General features: G+C 72.1%; 15 protein-coding genes and 1 tRNA gene. 11 read left to right on the plus strand and 5 right to left on the minus strand.

Going from position 1 to position 15898, the window contains the following annotated elements; genetic code table 11:
• The first annotated feature begins 1 nt into the window (after position 1).
• Together A3IC_RS0113955 and A3IC_RS0113960 are read left to right on the plus strand one after the other, a co-directional pair.
• Positions 2-2092, plus strand: a complete 2091-nt coding sequence (locus A3IC_RS0113955) for a hypothetical protein (protein ID WP_020550668.1) — start codon at positions 2-4, stop codon at positions 2090-2092.
• Positions 2089-2991, plus strand: a complete 903-nt coding sequence (locus tag A3IC_RS0113960; RefSeq protein ID WP_020550669.1) for a hypothetical protein — start codon at positions 2089-2091, stop codon at positions 2989-2991. The genes A3IC_RS0113955 and A3IC_RS0113960 overlap by 4 nt, the downstream gene beginning before the upstream one ends.
• A gap of 243 nt (positions 2992-3234) precedes the next feature.
• Here A3IC_RS0113960 and rpmG read toward each other — a convergent pair whose 3' ends face one another.
• On the minus strand, positions 3235-3399 hold the full coding sequence (rpmG, locus tag A3IC_RS0113965; RefSeq protein ID WP_020550670.1) for a 50S ribosomal protein L33: 165 nt from the start codon (positions 3397-3399) through the stop codon (positions 3235-3237).
• A gap of 198 nt (positions 3400-3597) precedes the next feature.
• Here rpmG and A3IC_RS0113970 point away from each other — a divergent pair, with 198 nt between their 5' ends.
• Entirely contained in the window at positions 3598-4335 is a 738-nt protein-coding gene (locus tag A3IC_RS0113970) for a Mut7-C RNAse domain-containing protein (protein ID WP_026218245.1), read from the plus strand.
• Between the two features lie 16 nt (positions 4336-4351).
• On the plus strand, positions 4352-5221 hold the full coding sequence (locus A3IC_RS0113975) for an SCO6745 family protein (RefSeq protein WP_020550672.1): 870 nt from the start codon (positions 4352-4354) through the stop codon (positions 5219-5221).
• 128 nt (positions 5222-5349) lie between these two features.
• Here A3IC_RS0113975 and A3IC_RS0113980 read toward each other — a convergent pair whose 3' ends face one another.
• From A3IC_RS0113980 to A3IC_RS0113990, 3 genes are all read right to left on the minus strand, one after another.
• Positions 5350-6315, minus strand: coding sequence for a pirin family protein (locus A3IC_RS0113980; RefSeq protein ID WP_020550673.1), 966 nt, complete (start codon positions 6313-6315; stop codon positions 5350-5352).
• A gap of 148 nt (positions 6316-6463) precedes the next feature.
• Positions 6464-6823, minus strand: coding sequence for a hypothetical protein (locus A3IC_RS0113985; protein WP_020550674.1), 360 nt, complete (start codon positions 6821-6823; stop codon positions 6464-6466).
• Positions 6824-6986: 163 nt separating this feature from the next.
• Positions 6987-7790: a DeoR/GlpR family DNA-binding transcription regulator gene (locus A3IC_RS0113990; RefSeq protein WP_106668890.1), complete on the minus strand. Its 804-nt coding sequence runs from the start codon at positions 7788-7790 to the stop codon at positions 6987-6989.
• 159 nt (positions 7791-7949) lie between these two features.
• On the opposite strand from A3IC_RS0113990, the gene galT reads away from it, so the two are divergent.
• The 5 genes from galT (at position 7950) to A3IC_RS68660 (ending at position 12432) form a co-directional block, all read left to right on the plus strand.
• Positions 7950-9065: a galactose-1-phosphate uridylyltransferase gene (gene galT, locus A3IC_RS0113995; RefSeq protein WP_020550676.1), complete on the plus strand. Its 1116-nt coding sequence runs from the start codon at positions 7950-7952 to the stop codon at positions 9063-9065.
• A 5-nt stretch (positions 9066-9070) separates the two neighbouring features.
• On the plus strand, positions 9071-10036 hold the full coding sequence (gene galE / locus A3IC_RS0114000) for a UDP-glucose 4-epimerase GalE (RefSeq protein WP_020550677.1): 966 nt from the start codon (positions 9071-9073) through the stop codon (positions 10034-10036).
• The gene (gene galK / locus A3IC_RS0114005) at positions 10030-11142 is read left to right on the plus strand and encodes a galactokinase (protein ID WP_020550678.1); all 1113 of its coding nucleotides are present in this window, start codon (positions 10030-10032) and stop codon (positions 11140-11142) included. The genes galE and galK overlap by 7 nt, the downstream gene beginning before the upstream one ends.
• A 499-nt stretch (positions 11143-11641) precedes the next feature.
• Entirely contained in the window at positions 11642-12136 is a 495-nt protein-coding gene (locus A3IC_RS54350; RefSeq protein ID WP_020550679.1) for a hypothetical protein, read from the plus strand.
• 131 nt (positions 12137-12267) lie between these two features.
• Entirely contained in the window at positions 12268-12432 is a 165-nt protein-coding gene (locus tag A3IC_RS68660; RefSeq protein ID WP_020550680.1) for a hypothetical protein, read from the plus strand.
• A gap of 681 nt (positions 12433-13113) precedes the next feature.
• Here A3IC_RS68660 and A3IC_RS0114025 read toward each other — a convergent pair.
• Positions 13114-13186 (minus strand) — tRNA-Arg (locus A3IC_RS0114025).
• 161 nt (positions 13187-13347) lie between these two features.
• Between A3IC_RS0114025 and A3IC_RS0114030 the strand changes: the two genes are divergently transcribed.
• Positions 13348-14400: a Gfo/Idh/MocA family oxidoreductase gene (locus tag A3IC_RS0114030; RefSeq protein WP_026218246.1), complete on the plus strand. Its 1053-nt coding sequence runs from the start codon at positions 13348-13350 to the stop codon at positions 14398-14400.
• Between the two features lie 56 nt (positions 14401-14456).
• Positions 14457-15836: a GTPase gene (locus tag A3IC_RS73020; protein WP_158695952.1), complete on the plus strand. Its 1380-nt coding sequence runs from the start codon at positions 14457-14459 to the stop codon at positions 15834-15836.
• The last annotated feature ends 62 nt before the right edge of the window (positions 15837-15898 follow it).

Raw genomic sequence — 15898 nt, forward strand, 5'->3', positions numbered from 1 at the left:
GATGACCGTCCCCGACGAGCGGCCGCTCGACCCGGTCGCCGCGGCCGACGTCCGCCCGGCAGGCGAGGACGCCGACGAAGTCCCGCCCGGTGAGCGAATCTTCGATCCGAATCAGGTCGACGAGGGGTGGCCGGACGAGGAGTTCGCGTCGCTGGACGCGGCGACGACGGTGATCGTCAACTTCAACGGCACAACGGGGAATCACGTCTTCGGTTCGCGGATGTTCGGCGACATGAGCGTCACGGCCGGACCCGGCACCGTGAGCCGGCCGCGGCAGGCGCGGGAGGGCCCGATCTGGAAGGAGGAGAGCGACCTCGTCTGCCGAACGTTCGTGCCGCCGAAGGGATACCTGCGGGCCCGCAGCATGATGGCGCGGCATCTGATCCTGCTGACCGGCGAGGCGGAGTCGGGGAAGCGCACGCTGGCCCTGCATCTGATGCAGGATCAGTACGTCGAGAAGGTGATCGCGCTCGACCCCGAAGAGGATCTGATGACCCGCCGCATCCAGCGCGGCCGGGGCTATGTGATCGACTCCGCCGCCGCGGACCTGCTGGCCGGCTACAGCCGCAACGACCTCGAAATGTTGCGCCGACGCCTGGCCGAGCGCGACAGCGTGCTGGTCGTGACGGCGATCGCCACCGCGCCGGTGCTCGCGCTCTGGGCCCCCTGGCACGTGCCGTGCGAACGGCCGGACCCGCTCCAGGTGTTGCACAGCCACCTCGCCTATCACCTGGGCCCGGACTGGGAGCGCCGGCACCTGGACCTGGTGGACGAGGACATCGCCGAACTGGTGCGTGCCGACGGCGGTCGGCCGGACCGGGCCGCGACCATCGCCGGTGACCTGGCCGACCTGGCCGACGGCAGGTTCACCAGGACCGAGGTGCTGAACGCGCTGCGCGACCGCGATCACGCCGCAGTGGAGGGTTGGCTGCGGGCCAACTCCGGGCGCGCGGACTGGGCGCTGATGATCGCGGCGGCGGTCTTCGAGGGACAGGACTACGGCATCGTCACCGAGCGCGCGGCGGCGCTGCGCGAGACGTTGGCCGAGCACCTGCCGATCGCGGACGGAGAGCCGGCCGACGGCTGGCCGCCCCGGGCGCGCGCGGCCCGGCTGGAACTGATCAACGCGACCGCGGTCGCCGCGGACGCGACCCGGGGCGGTGCCCGCTACCGGCTCGACGTGGTCGGCTTCAATCGGCCGCACTGGGCGGCGTCGGTGCGGGCGCATGTCTGGGACGTGTACCCGGACCTGCGCGACCCGCTCGTGGACTGGCTGGCCGCGACCCCGAGGCATCCACTGGACGTCTACCGGGTCGCCGCCCGGGCCGCCGGCGACTTCATCGCCACCGGTCGCGGGCACCGGCCGTTGGCGCCGGTGCTGCGCTGGGCCCGGGAGGACGACACCAAGCGGGCGATGGTGGTGCCGGCGTTGAAGGCGGCGGCGCAGGACGCGGTCGTGGCCACCCAGGTGCGGCATCTGCTGGCGAGTTGGAGCCGGGACACCACCCGCTCGGGGCTGCGGTTGATGGCGGCTCGGGCGTACCCGGGGCTGGCGTCGGTGTATCCCGGTCGTACCTTGACCGACCTGCTTCGCCTTGCCCGGACCGGGGATCGTTCGGTGGCGGCGGCGGCTCGGGAGGGCATCGTCGCGCTGTGCCGGGACGGCATGCGAGCGGAGTCGGTGCTGGAGCGGGTGGAGGACTGGGAGGAGGCGGCGGCCGCCGCCGAGGTGGCGGCCGCGCTGGTCGGCGAGGACGCCGGCGGTGAACTGCTGACCGACGAGCGCTTCCTCGCCGTGATCCGGCTCGCGGTCCGCGATCGCAACGGGTACGCCGTGGTGGCCCGGATGTTCGGCACGCTGCTCGGCGGCATCCGCGGTGACCGGGAGCGCGCCGCGGCCCTGCGGGAGACCTTCGCGCTGCTGTTTACGCCCGGACGCGGTTACGGCCTGGAACGCCTCGCGTACGACCTGACCCGGCTGGCCTACGAGGGCCTGCCCAACGGCGACGTGATCGACATCGCGGTGCTCGAGCCCGCCATCAACGCGTTCGAGGAGCCGCCGGTTCAAACGAACGGGGGAGCAAGCGCATGACCGACGACCGTACCTTCCTGGTCTCGCCCGCCACCGGGCCACGCGGCCTGACCTGGCTTCGCCACCGCCTCGGGCTGCACGCCGATCACGTGCTGGTGGTGCCCTCCAGCGCGAATCCGGCGCCGACCTTCGCGGAGCTGCGCAGGGCCCCCGAGGCGTGGTGGGTGGCGGCGCGCGAGTTCGCCGACATCCGCGACTTCGAACTGCGGGCCGGACCGGACGGGGAGCGCGCCTTTCGCGTGCAGGTACAGCTGCACTGGTGGGTACACGACGCCAGGACGGTCGCGCTGCGTCGCCCCGTGGACGCCGTCTCCTTCATCTGCCGCGACGTGGAAAATCGCATTCGCAAGGCGACGGCCATGGTGCACGACGCCGACGAGGGCCGACTCCAGGACGAACTCGACGCCGCGTTGGCCCACCCGATGGCCTTGGCGGAATACGGGCTCAGTTATCGCCCGGTGGGCGCATTCCTGCGCGCCGAGGGGATTCCGGACAGTGTCCGCGCGGCGCTGGATGAGGCGCGCTGGGCGGTGCCGCTGGAAAGGGAGCAACAGCGGCTCACCCGAGTGCGGTTGGAGTTTCACCGGGCACTGATTCGGGAGGGTCCGCAGGCGTTGGTCGCATACTGGCTGACCCGGTTTCCCGATCAGATCAAGGCGGTGGTGGACCACCTGGACCACCACGGGCCGGCCGCGGGCGCGGATCTCACATTGAGTACGGAACTGCTCGCGCTGCTCGGCAGTGCCGACGATTTCGAGCGCAATCAACTGCGCAAGTCGATTGTCGCCGGTCTCGCCGCGTCCGGGCCGCGGGGTGCGCAGGTGCTGCGCACCCTGGGCCTGTGGGACGACCTGCTCGAAGGCGGCCCGGACCTGGGCGAGCGGGGATCACCCGGGTAGTGAGGCGAACCGGACACGACCGGGGGCCGCGCACCGGTTTCGGTGTGCGGCCCCCAGAGTCCGGGCGGCAGTGGTTGTGTCGCTCATCGCCTACGTCGCTTTTTGCCCGCGTCGCTTATCGCTTACGCCGCTGATCGCCTGCGCCGCTTTTCACGCCCGTTGCTTCCGACGTCCGTCGTTGTTTCACGTCGGATGCCGTCCCGGCGCCCGTCCGTCCTCGGTTTGTCGTTCTCGCCGCGCGGCTTATCGTTCCTCGCGGAAGAGCACGTGCTTCCCGGCGGCCGGGTCGTACTTGCGCAGCGTCATTCGATCCGGATCGTTGCGCCGGTTCTTTCTGGTCACATAGGTGAAACCGGTCCCGGCCGTGGACCGAAGCTTCACGATCGGACGAAGCTCGTTGCGAGCCATGCACGCCTCCCGGAGTTTCGAAGTCTGTCCCGATGGCTGCTTCAAGGCGCCCGGGTGCCCGGTTATTCCACGACTTCCGCCCGGCCGATTTCCTGGTGTCGTTCGTGGAGAGCGATCGCCGGCCACCGATCGCGCAGGCGACCGGTGGGGCCGGTAAACCCGGGGCGCGGCGCGGGTCCGCGGTGGGATGCTGACCGGGTGAATCGATCGGATGTGCTGCTTCAGATCCCCGCCGAGTTGCAACAGTTCCTGCCGCCGAGGTTGCGCGGGCTGCCGGTGAGCATCCCCGCCGACGGCGATTCGACGATCGGGCACCTGGTGGAATCGGCCGGACCGCCGCTGCCCGAGGTCGGCGCACTCTTGCTGAACGGCCGTGAGGTCGGCCCGGGGCACCGTCCGGTCGGTGGTGAGGTGGTGGACGTGCTGCCGATCCGGCGTCCGCAGGCCATTCCGGAGTACGCCGACACGCCGCCGCGCTTCCTGCTCGACGTGCACCTGGGTGCGCTGGCCCGCCGGATGCGCCTGGTCGGGATCGACACCGCCTACCACAACGACTGCGACGACCCGACCCTGGTGATCCAGGCCAACGCCGAACGCCGGGTGCTGCTCACCCAGGACCGCGGCCTGCTCCGGCGCAAGAACCTGTGGTTCGGCGCGTATGTCTACGGGATCCGCGCGGACGGCCAACTCGACGACCTGCTGCGCCGCTTCGCGCTGCCGCTCGCGCCCTGGACGCGCTGTACGGCGTGCAATGGCGAGCTGCGGGTGGCAACGCGCGAGGAGGTCGAGTCCGAGGTCGAGGCGGGCACGCTGGACAAGGTGGACGCGTTCGCCCGATGCCGCGCGTGCGACCGGGTGTACTGGCACGGCGCGCACGGTGGCCACCTGGACGAGATCGTGGCGGCGGCACAACGCACTGTCGCGAGCATCCGCTGATGGCTACGGTCGGGGCATGGACGCTCGCACCGGCAGGCGCTGCCACAACGTACTGAATCCGCTGCATTCGCTGGTCTACTTCGCGCCCGAAGGCGACCCGGAGTTCGTCGCGATCGGGCTGAAGAAGGGGCGGATGGGCTACTTCGCGTCCCGAGCCGCGCCGATGGGAGCGGTCGGCGCGGCCACCGTGCGGGCCACCTTCTACAACTTCGGCCCGGACCTGATCCGCAGGCACATCCCGGCCGCCTGGGCCCTGGCCGCCCCGGAGGCGGTGCACGCGGCCCGGATGCGCGTGGTCGACCGGGCGCTGCGCCGGATCCTGGGCGAGGACGTGATCCGCTCGGCGGAACTGCGCGAGGCGGCCGAGTTGGCCCTGTCCTGCGCGTGGGCGGGTGGCCCGGAGGGCCGGGCGCTGTACGCGGCATACGCCGAACTCGACGCGCCCGACCCGGCGGAACATCCGCACCTGGCGCTGTGGCACGCCGCCACGCTGATTCGCGAGTATCGGGGCGACGGGCACCTGATGGCCCTGGTCGAGGCCGAACTGGACGGCGTCGAGGCGCTGTTCACGCACACCGCGACCGGGCGCGGCTTCGTCCCGGAGTTCGCGGTGGTCAGCCGCGGCTGGACCGTCGAGCAGTGGGAGGCGGCCCGCGACCGGTTGGCCGGCCGCGGCCTGGTCGACGCGACCGGCGCGCTCACCGACGCGGGCCGGGTACTGCGGCGCGGCATCGAGGACCACACCGATCGCCTCGGCCGCGCCCCCTTCGACCACCTCGGCGACACGGACACGGCCCGCCTCACCGACCTGGCCGCGATGCTGACCGGTACGGCGTTGGCCAACGGCGCTTTTCCGGCGGGGGTGTTCGCGACGCCGACGGGCTGACGCGGACGGGGGAGCGGGCCGGGGCGGCTTCGGGCCGGGTTCGGATCGGGTTCGGGCCCGTACGATTCGCGATCGAAGGCGTGCCCGATTCCGACCCCGGCCTCGAAACTTCCCGCCCGGGCCTCGGCTCAGCGAATCCGGCCCCGGGCCCGCAGCGGTACGGACGGCAATGCCGGCGCGTGCATTCGCGGCCCGTCGTAGCCGGTCACCGTGCCGAAGTCGGACCCGTCCGCCCACGCCGCGCGCGCGGCCGTGACCTCCTCGCCCGTGCGCGCGACGAAGTTCCACCACATCACGATCTCCTCGGCGAACGGCTCGCCACCGAGCAGCATCAGATCGGCCCCGTTCGCCGACCGGATCGACAGCGAGGTCCGCCCGCAGCCCAGATACAGCAGCCCGCCGGGGGTGAGCGGCACGCCGTCCACCTCGGCCTCGCCCGACATCGACAACACCGCGTACTCGAAGTCGGGCTCCAGCGGCGGCCGGACATCCGCGCCCGGCGCCAGGGTCAGGTCCGCGCCGACGAGTGGGCTGTAGGTGGTGCCCGGTGAGGTGGAGCCGTCCAGCGTGCCCATGATCACGGTCGCGGTCAGGCCGCCGCCGGTGACCACCGGCAACTCCGCGTGGTGCTCGAATTGCGGGTCCACGTGCCGATGCGCGTCCGGCAGCGCGACCCACAACTGGGCGCCGTGCAACAACCGGGCGTGCTCGCGCGGCGACTCCTCGGAGTGCGAGATGGCCCGGCCCGAGGTCATCAGACCCAGCTCGCCGGGCCGTACGGTGGCGAGGCTGCCCAGGCTGTCCCGGTGCAGCACACTGCCCTCGCGCAGCCAACTCACCGTCTGCAGGCCCAGGTGCGGGTGCGGCGGCACCTGCATGCCGGGCTCGTCCGCGATGTCGTCCGGCCCGTAGTGGTCCACGAAGCACCACGCGCCGATCATCCGTCGACCCAGGCTCGGCAACAACCGGCGGACCATGGTGCTCTCGCCCAGTTGCACATCGCGTGCCTTCAACAACTCGTGGACGGGTTCGCCGGGCACATCGGCACGACCGCCGCACGTGGTCAGGGTCGGTCGGGTATCGAGATTGCTCATGGCGCCAACGGTACGCGGAGCGTAAAGCGTGCGTCCGGCCCCGCGGCGGTCGGCCCGAGGGCGGGTTCCGGGATCGGTGGGAAACGCGCGGTCCAGCGGAGAGGTCGGTGGGATCGGCCGAGCCGCCGGTGACGACGACGCCCGACCGTCAGGCCGCCGGGCCGTTTTGGCTCAGGGCGAAGGCGGTGGCCTGGAGGGCGATGGCGGCGAGCACCAGAGGGAGGGTGACGGTGGTGCGGCGGCCGCCCGGTCGGCGGGCGGGGCGCACCAGCGCGACCAGGGCCGTCACGAAGCTGAGTGCGAACAGGCCGAAGACCCACGGGAGTCGGGTTTCGTACCAGTCACGGCACGCCTGGTTGGCGCAGGATTCGGTGGCGCCGCCGAAGCCGATCAGGATGAACAGGTCGGTCATCGCGACCACGACGAACGCGAAGAGGCCGACGACGAACGCCGCCGCACGGGCGAAGCCGTCGCCGTTGCTGCCCGGGGTGGGAGGCGTGTAGGTCATGCGGATCAAGCTAGGCGGCGGGTCCGACGCGGGCATCCGTACAAGTACTCACTTCGGCGTCCGACCGCCGACGTAACGCGGCGATCCGTGTGGGGCGCGGCGTCGCGGCTGCGCTGTGCGCGCGCCGCTCGGCGAGCGACTCGGCGCTGCGGCCGCTCGTGTGCTACTCGGCGACCAGGATCTCCAGTCCCGCGTCGCGCAACGCGTCGAGTGTGTCCGAGTCGGCCGGACCGCTGGTGATCAGCAGGTCGATGTCCGCCAGCGGGCACACCTCGGCGAGTTCGATCCGGCCCAGCTTCGAGCCGTCGGCCACCACGACCCGACGCCCGGCCGCCCGCAACATCGCGCGCTTGGCCTCCGCCTCGGGCAGGTTCACGTTGGTGATGCCACCCGTGGGATGAACGCCGTTGCAGCCGAGGAAGACCGTGTCGGCGTGGATTCGCTCCAGGATGTGGTCGCCGAGCGGATTGATCAGGGAGTGCTGCAACGGTCGCAGGGTGCCGCCGGTGACCACGACGGAGAACCGGGGGATGGCGCGCTCCAACTCCAGTGCGATGGTCAGCCCGTTGGTGAACACCACGAGGTCGCGCAGGTCGTCGCGGTCCACCAGGGCTCGGGCCACGAACGTGGTGGTCGTGCCCACGTCCAGGACCACGCTCTCGGACGGCGACACCAGCGCCGCGGCGGCCTGCCCGATCAGCGTCTTCGCGGGAGACGCCGAGGTCAGTGCCTCCTCGAAGGACGGCTCGACCCGGGGATCGCGGCCGGTGAACATGGCACCGCCGCGGACTCGGCGCAGCCGACCCTGGCGCTCCAACACCTCCAGGTCGGCCCTCACCGTCACGCGCGAGATGCCGAACGCCTCGGCCAGATCGGTGACCTTGGCGAAGCCTCGATCCGCGATCGTCGCGGCCATCCGGGCGCGGCGGCCCTCGGCGGGCAGACCGTCGGTGTCGTCGTCAGGCATGGGCAGCATCTTGCGGACACCTTCCGAAACTTGTCAAACCGCAGGTGGGCCCGGGTAGAGGCGGACGAGAGCGGCGGCAATGACAAGCCTCTCGCCAACCAAAGCCTTCTCAGGACTTTCTCATTGACAAGTTTTGGAAAGCTTCGCAAGATTGAATGTATGAAGAAGACGCAGGCCGTCATGGCCGACGGTCGCGAGATCGTCTACTACGACACGCGGGACGACGCGGTCCGCACCGCCGTCGACTCGCGCGACCTCGCCCCCGTGGTCAGCGGCTCCGAGATGCGCTACGACCGACTGCTCGACGAGTGGGTCGTGGTCGCCTCGCACCGGCAGACCCGGACCCACCTGCCCGCCGCGGACGCGTGCCCGCTGTGCCCGTCCACGCCGGAGCGGGCCACCGAGGTCGCCGAGGCCGACTACGAGGTCGTCGTCTTCGAGAACCGCTTTCCCTCGATGTCCGCCCCCTCGATGCCCGGCTCGTCCACGTCCGCACCGGTCGGGCGGCCCGAGCCCGGCTGGGACCGCGACCCCTTCCCGCGCCGGCCCTCCGGCGGGCGGTGCGAGGTGGTCTGCTTCACCCCCGAGCACGAAGCGTCCTTCAAGGACCTCACCCCCGAGCGCGCGCGTCTGGTGCTGGACGCGTGGACCGACCGCACCGCCGAGTTGTCCGCGCTGCCCGGCGTCGAGCAGGTGTACTGCTTCGAGAACCGCGGCCGGGAGATCGGCGTCACGCTGCCGCACTCGCACGGGCAGATCTACGCCTACCCGTTCGTCACCCCGCGCACGGCCACGATGATCGCGAGCACGGCCGCACACCGGCACCGCACCGGCCGCAACCTGTTCGAGGACGTGCTCGCCGCCGAGCGGGCCGACGGGTCGCGGATCGTGGCCGAGAGCGAGCACTGGACCGCGTTCGTGCCCGCCGCCGCGCGCTGGCCGTACGAGGTGCACCTGTACCCGAACCGCCGGGTGCCGGACCTGCTCGCATTGGAGGAGGCCGCGCGCGCCGAATTCGGGCCGATGTACCTGGATCTGCTCGGCCGCTTCGACCGTCTCTTCGACGGCGAGCCCGCGCCGTACATCGCCGCCTGGCAGCAGGCGCCGGTCCGCTCGGGCCGGGTCGACTTCGCGCTCCACCTGGAGCTTTTCTCGATTCGGCGGGCACCGGGCAAGCTGAAGTACCTTGCCGGAAGCGAATCCGGGATGGGTGTGTTCATCAGCGACGTACCGCCGGAGACCGCGGCGGCACGACTGCGGGAGGTCGGCGAATGAGGCTCATGGTCACCGGCGGTGCGGGCTACGTGGGCAGCGTGGTCGCCGCCCACCTGGTCGCGGCCGGACACGACGTGGTGGTGCTCGACGACCTGTCCACCGGGCATCGCGACGCGGTTCCGGACAAGGCGGGATTCGTCGAGGGTCGGGTCCAGGACGCCGCCCGATACCTGGACGCGTCGTTCGACGCGGTCCTGCACTTCGCCGCCTCCTCCCTGGTGGGCGAGTCCGTCACCGACCCGGCCAAGTACTGGCACAACAACGTCGGCGGCTCGCTCGCGCTGCTGGACGCGCTGCGTACGCACGGCGTCACCCGCTTCGTGTTCTCCTCCACCGCGGCCGTCTACGGTGCCCCCGAGGTCTCGCCGATCACCGAGGACGCGCCGTGCGCGCCGACGAACCCGTACGGCGCCTCGAAGTTGACGGTCGATCACCTGATTACCTCGTACTGCGCCGCGTACGGCCTGCGGGCGGTGAGCCTGCGCTACTTCAACGTCGCGGGCGCGTACGGCCGGTACGGCGAGCGGCACGCGACCGAGACCCACCTGATCCCGCTGGCCCTCCAGGTGCCCAACGGCACTCGCGGCTCGGTCGCGCTGTACGGCACCGACTACCCGACACCCGACGGGACGTGCGTGCGCGACTACATCCACGTCGCCGACCTGGCCGACGCGCACCTGCTCGCCCTCGCCGCGACCGGCGGGGGCGGCGCCGCGACCGGGCACCTGATCTGCAACCTCGGCAACGGGACCGGCTTCTCGGTCCGCGACGTGGTGGACGCGGTCCGGACGGTGACCGGCTGCGCGGTGCCCGCGCACGAGGCGCCACGCCGGGCGGGCGATCCGCCGGTACTGGTGGCCGCCGCCGACCGGGCCCGCGACCTGCTCGGTTGGCGTCCCACCCGGACCTCGCTGGAGGACATCGTGGCGGACGCGTGGTCGTTCCTGCGGGACGGCGAGGCGGGGTGGTGAGCGAGTTCCGCGTCGAGGGGATCTGGGCGGCACCGGGCCGGGTCAACGTGATCGGTGAACACACCGACTACAACAACGGGTTCGTATTGCCGATCGCGATCCCACACACCGCGCGCGCCGCCGTCGGGCGGCGTACGGATGGCCGACTGCGCCTGGCGTCCGGTCACGCCGGGAGCGAATCGGTCGACCTGGCGATCGCCGACCTGGCGCCCGGCGCGCTGACCGGGTGGGCCGCGTATCCGGCCGGCGTGTTGTGGGCGTTGCGCGCGGCGGGGCACGAGGTCGGCGGCGCCGACATCAGGATCGACAGCGACGTGCCGGTGGGAGCGGGCTTGTCCTCGTCGGCGGCCCTGTCCTGCGCGGTTGCGCTGGCGCTCGATGATCTGTACGAACTGGGCCTGGATCGCGTCGAGTTGGCCCGGATCGCGCAGCGCGTGGAGACCGACTTCGTGGGCGTGCCGGTCGGCATGCTGGACCAGATGGCCTCGCTCGGCTGCGTCGCGGGCCACGCGTTCTTCCTCGACTGTCGTGACCTGACCGGCAGTCACGTCCCGTTCGACTGCGCGGGCGCGGGATTGCGGCTGCTGGTGATCGACACCCGAGCCCGACACGCGCTCGTGGACGGCGGGTACGCGGAGCGCCGGGCCTCCTGCGAAGAGGCGGCACGACTGCTCGGGGTGCCGTCGCTGCGCGAGGTGACCGATCCGGACGCGGCCCTGGCGGCGCTGCCGGACGGGCCGTTGCGCCGTCGGGTGCGGCACGTGCTCACCGAGAACGCGCGGGTGCTGCGCGTGGTGCAGGCCCTGCGGGTGGGCGATGTCCGGGCGATCGGGCCCGAGCTGACCGCCTCGCACGTGTCGATGCGCGACGACTACACGATCTCCTGCGCCGAACTGGACACCGCCGTGGACACCGCACTGGCCACGGGTGCGCTGGGCGCCCGGCTGGTCGGCGGCGGCTTCGGCGGCTCGGCCATCGCGCTGGTCGACGCGGACCGGTGCGCGGCGGTCGAGGAGGCGGTCGAGAAGGCCTTCGCGGTCCACGGATTCACCGCACCGCGCTTCTTCCAGGCGGTGCCGTCGGCGGGGGCGCGCCGGGAGTCCTGAGCGACATCGGGCACGGTTACACCCCTCGGGCGGCCGGGCGGCCGGGCGGCCATGGTGGTCGCGCGGTCGCCCGAGGCGTTGCGGGCGGCGGGTCGACAGGGACGCGGCCCACGCGGCTCGATCGGAAGCTGCTCGGGCGCGGGGTCCGGAGGCGCTCGTTGCACCCGGAAGCGGTGCGCGGTCGGGCGCGGCGCCGTTGGGGGCGGAGCCGATGGGGGTGGCGCCGTCGGGCGCGGCACCGATGGGGGTGGCGTCGCGGTGCGTGGCTACTCAGGCGCCGACCCGAGTACCCGTACGGATGCCCGGCGGCGGCCCGTCTCCATAGCCCTACCGGCGTTGATCGACGACGCATCGACGGCGGCGGGCCTCGAAGGAGACGACCGACTCGCCGCGTCGGGGTTCCTTTCGGCGGGCCTCGCCGACGCGGCGATGATGGCCAAAGGCGCCACATCCGAGGCGAGCACCCATCATCCGAACTGCTCTCGACCAACTCGACGGCATGATCGGCGACGACATGGCCGCATGGTCCCTGTGGGGCACTCTGCACCTGGTTGCGGCGGTCGGTGCGGCGCAATGGTGCGAACGACGGGACGCCGAGAGCCACTTGGCCGAGGCCCGGCGTGCGGCAGCGCGAACAGGAGAGCGGGACGACTTCCAGACTGCGTTCGGCCCCGGAAACGTTGCGCTGCTCGGAGTCTCAGCCCGGCTCGAATTGGGCGACGGCCGCGCGTCGTTGGAGGCTGCCCGAGGTATCGACCTGTCTCGACTTCCGAAGGAACGGAAGGCGCGACGTTACATCGACATCGGCCGCGCCCACGCCCAGGACTCCGACGACGAGGCAAGCATGCGCGCGCTCTTGGACGCGGACCGGATCGCGCCCGAGTACGTGCACGCGCATCCGCTGGTCCGCGACATGGTCACCACCGCGAAGCGGCGAAACCTGCTTGCCTCACGCGAGCCGGTGATGCGCATGGCGCGTCGTATCGGGGTCTGATCGCAGCAGATTTGCCGAGCATCGACGGACCGGGGACGAGGTGTACCCGGTCCGTCGCCGTGCGTGCGACATCCTGGTGAGACCACGACACAGGGAGCGAGACGAGCGACGAGACGACCCTCGACGACATTGTGCGCGTCGTACCCGGCGGGAGCGCCTGCGAGCCGGTGCGGATACGGATCCCCGGCCGCGAGTTGCCCGATATCACCGACGCCGAGGGCGCGGCCCTGTACCGCCGACTCGGCGCCCACCTGATCCAGCGGGGCAACAGCCCGATCATGCGTCACAACGCCTGATTGTTCGACCGCCGCTCGGCGTCGGCGCACAGCCCTGTGCCGAGTGGCCACAGCCCCGGTCCGACGGTCATCTGCCCGCGCGGTCGGACCGGGCCGATCGCGGGGCGGGATCGGCAGGGGGCGGAGGAGCTCTCTCCCCGCGCCGTCCTGCCTCGTCCCGACACCGGTGACCGGGCTCACCATCGACCAGGTCGCCGAGTTGCACGCCCGCCTCGGCCGATGGCTCGACAGCGAAGGCATCCGCGCAGCACTCGACGACCGCAGGATCGCCTGCCTCGTCCGGGACCCGAGGGCCGCCCGATGACCACCGACACCCCGAACGGACCGTCACCGAGGAGGCCCGCCGTGCAACTCCACGACCGCCGTGACCCGGTCCCACCGGTACCCCGCAACCGGCCGGAACGCCGCCGGCCGGGCCCGGCTGTTCGTGCCGACGGGACCGTGTGTTTCCGGCCGGAACGCCGCGTCGCGCAAACGAGGCGAAGGGGGCGGATCGCCGACCCGGGCGGGCCGTGGAGGGTGCGCCGTCACCGCCTGCGCAAGCTCGGTGACGGTCGGCTGTCGACGGTCTCGCGGGCGCCGGACACCGGCCCGGTACGGCCGGTTGCCGGCGCGTGCGCACCTACGCTGACCTGCGCGGACGCCGCCCGGGGGTGCGGGCGGCGGACGGCGGCGTGGCGGTGCCCCCGGCAGGACTCGAACCTGCGACCAAGTGCTTAGAAGGCACCTGCTCTGTCCACTGAGCTACGAGGGCGTGGGCGAATCAGGATCTTGCACCGGATCCGGTCGCGGCACAACAGAATAGGGCCGTGTGCATGCCTCACCGGTGTTCCGGCGGTCACCGTTACCTGATCAGACGCAGTTGGCGGCCAGAATGTGATCAGAGAAGGGCCGAAACGGACAGAGGGAGGCGCAGTGGGTCCCACAAGGACTGTACTTGTCGGCTATGGCGTAGGGGGCTCGGCCTTCCACGCACCGGTCATCGAGGCCGTGGACGAGCTGGAACTGGTTGCCGTGGTGACCGGGAATCCGGAGCGCGGGGCGCAGGTGCGCAAGCGGCACCCGCAGGCCGAGGTGATCGGGACGACCGACGAGATGTTCGCTCGCGCGGGTGACTTCGACCTCGTCGTGATCACCGTGCCGAACCGCTTCCACGTCCCACTGGCCACCCGCGCGTTGGAGGCCGGGCTGCATGTGGTGGTGGACAAGCCGTTCGCGGGGACCGCCGCCGAGGGCCGGGAGCTGGTTCTGACGGCGACTCGCCGGCACCGGGGGCTGGGCGTCTATCAGAACCGTCGCTTCGACGGTGACTTCCGCACCGTGCGGCGTCTGGTCGAGGAGGGGCGACTCGGCGAGGTGTACCGGTTCGAGTCGCGGTTCGAGCGGTGGCGCCCACAGGTGCGGACCTCGGGGTGGAAGGAGCAGGCCGATCCGGCCGCGCTGGGCGGGATCCTGTACGACCTGGGGACCCACCTGATCGATCAGGCGGTGGCGCTGTTCGGGCGACCCACGCGTGTGTACGCCGAGTTGGACACCCGCCGGCCTGGGGCGCTGGTGGACGACGACAGCTTTGTGGCGCTCACCCACGCGAGTGGCGTGCGCTCGCATCTGTGGATGAGTGCGACGGCGGCCGACCTCGGACCGCGCTTTCGGGTGCTCGGGTCGAAGGCGTCGTACGTGAAGTTCGGGATGGACCCGCAGGAGGAACTGCTGCGCTCCGGGGCCGACGTCGGTACGCCCGGGTGGGGGACCGAGCCGCCGGCGGCGTGGGGAGTGCTCGGTACGCCCGGCGACACCGTGCCGGTGGAGACCGAGCCGGGCGCCTATCAGGACTACTACGCCGCGTTCGCGCGTGCGGTGCGCGGTGAGGGTGCGCCGCCGGTGTCGTTCGATGAGGCGCTGACCGTACTGGAGACGATCGAGGCGGCGCAGCGGTCCTCCGCCGACGGAGTGACCGTCACGCTGTAGCGGCGACGGCGCGTTGGGAATACGGACAATTCGGGCACTGGTCGCCCGTGCTGATCATGGGAAGCGACACTTTGTCCGCAGCCCTCGCCGACCTGCGGGACAAGGTTGTGGCGACGTGCTTCCCGCTCGACCTGCCCGGTGCCGTGCAGGCGCGGCTGGCCCGCCGCGAGTTGATCGACCAACTCGACGACTACCTGCTGCCTCGCCTCGCGGCGCCGCGAGCGCCGCTGCTGGCGGTGGTCGGCGGGTCCACCGGCGCGGGCCGGTCCACCCTGGTGAACGCGTTGATCGGACGCGAGGTCACGTCGACCGGGCCGCTGCGGCCGACCACGCGCGTGCCGGTCCTGGTGTGCCGCTCGGGGGATCGGCACTGGTTCGCCGCGGAGGCCGGGATCGAGCATCGGTTGGACGAGCGGGTGCCGCCCGGGATGGCCTTGCTCGACGTACCGGACATCGACTCGGTCTCCGCCGACAACCGGCGGGTGGCGGTGCGCCTGCTCGGCGCGGCCGACCTGTGGATCTTCGTCACCACCGCGTCGCGCTACGCGGATGCCGCGCCGTGGCATCTGCTCAGGCTCGCGCGCGATCGCGACACGCGTCTGGCGATCGTGTTGAACCGGGTGCCGGCGGAGGTGCTCGACGAGGTCCGGTCCGACCTGGCGCGGCTGTTGCGGCAGGCGGGATTGCCCGACGTGCCGCTGTATCCGATCGTGGAGACCGAACCGGGTGCCGGGCTGCCCGAGCGCAACGTGGTGCCGCTCCGCACCTGGCTCGCGGAGCGCGGTGCGGATCCAGACGCGCGAGCCGCGGTGGTTCGGCGCACCGTCGGCGGGCTGCTGCACAGCCTGGATCGGCGGGTGCCGCCGCTCGCACAGGCGGCGGGGCAACAGTACGAGGCGGTCGATCGGGCGCGAGCGTGTGTGGATCTGGCCTATGCGGCGACTTCGGGGTGGGCGCTGCGAGCGCTCGACGACGGCTCGTTGCTGCGCGGCGCGGCGGCGGGACGCTGGTACGACGGGGACGACGCGGGGGCCGCGCGGGCGGTCCGGGAGAGCCTGGACGCGCTGGTGGCGGACGCGTTCGCGCGGGGCGCCGAGCGGTCGGCGGGATGCCTGTCGCCCGGCTGCGTACGCCAGGCGACACCCGAGCCGCTCGCCTGGCCGGGNGGNGNCGAGCCGCTCGCGCTGATCGCGGCGGTCGGCGGCATCGAACCGAGGCCCGGCATCGGTCGGCAGGCGGCCGGTCGGCTCGGTACCCGGATCGGACCCGAGCGGGCCGCGCGGTCGATCCTGGACGTGCACCGGGGGCTGCGCGGCGTCGTCGTGGCGGCGCTCGACGGCGAGCGGGCACGCCGGGTGGCGGCGATGTCTGTGCTGCCGGCGCGGGCCGAGGTCGGGTTGATCGAGGCGCTCGACGCGGTGCGGGGGAGCGGGTGAGCGCGCGGGCGCAGGACGCGGTGCGCGCGGTGCACGGCGGGTGGGTGCGAGGGCGCGGGGTG

It is taken from the genome of Embleya scabrispora DSM 41855, assembly GCF_000372745.1.
GTDB classification, from domain to species: Bacteria; Actinomycetota; Actinomycetes; order Streptomycetales; family Streptomycetaceae; genus Embleya; species Embleya scabrispora.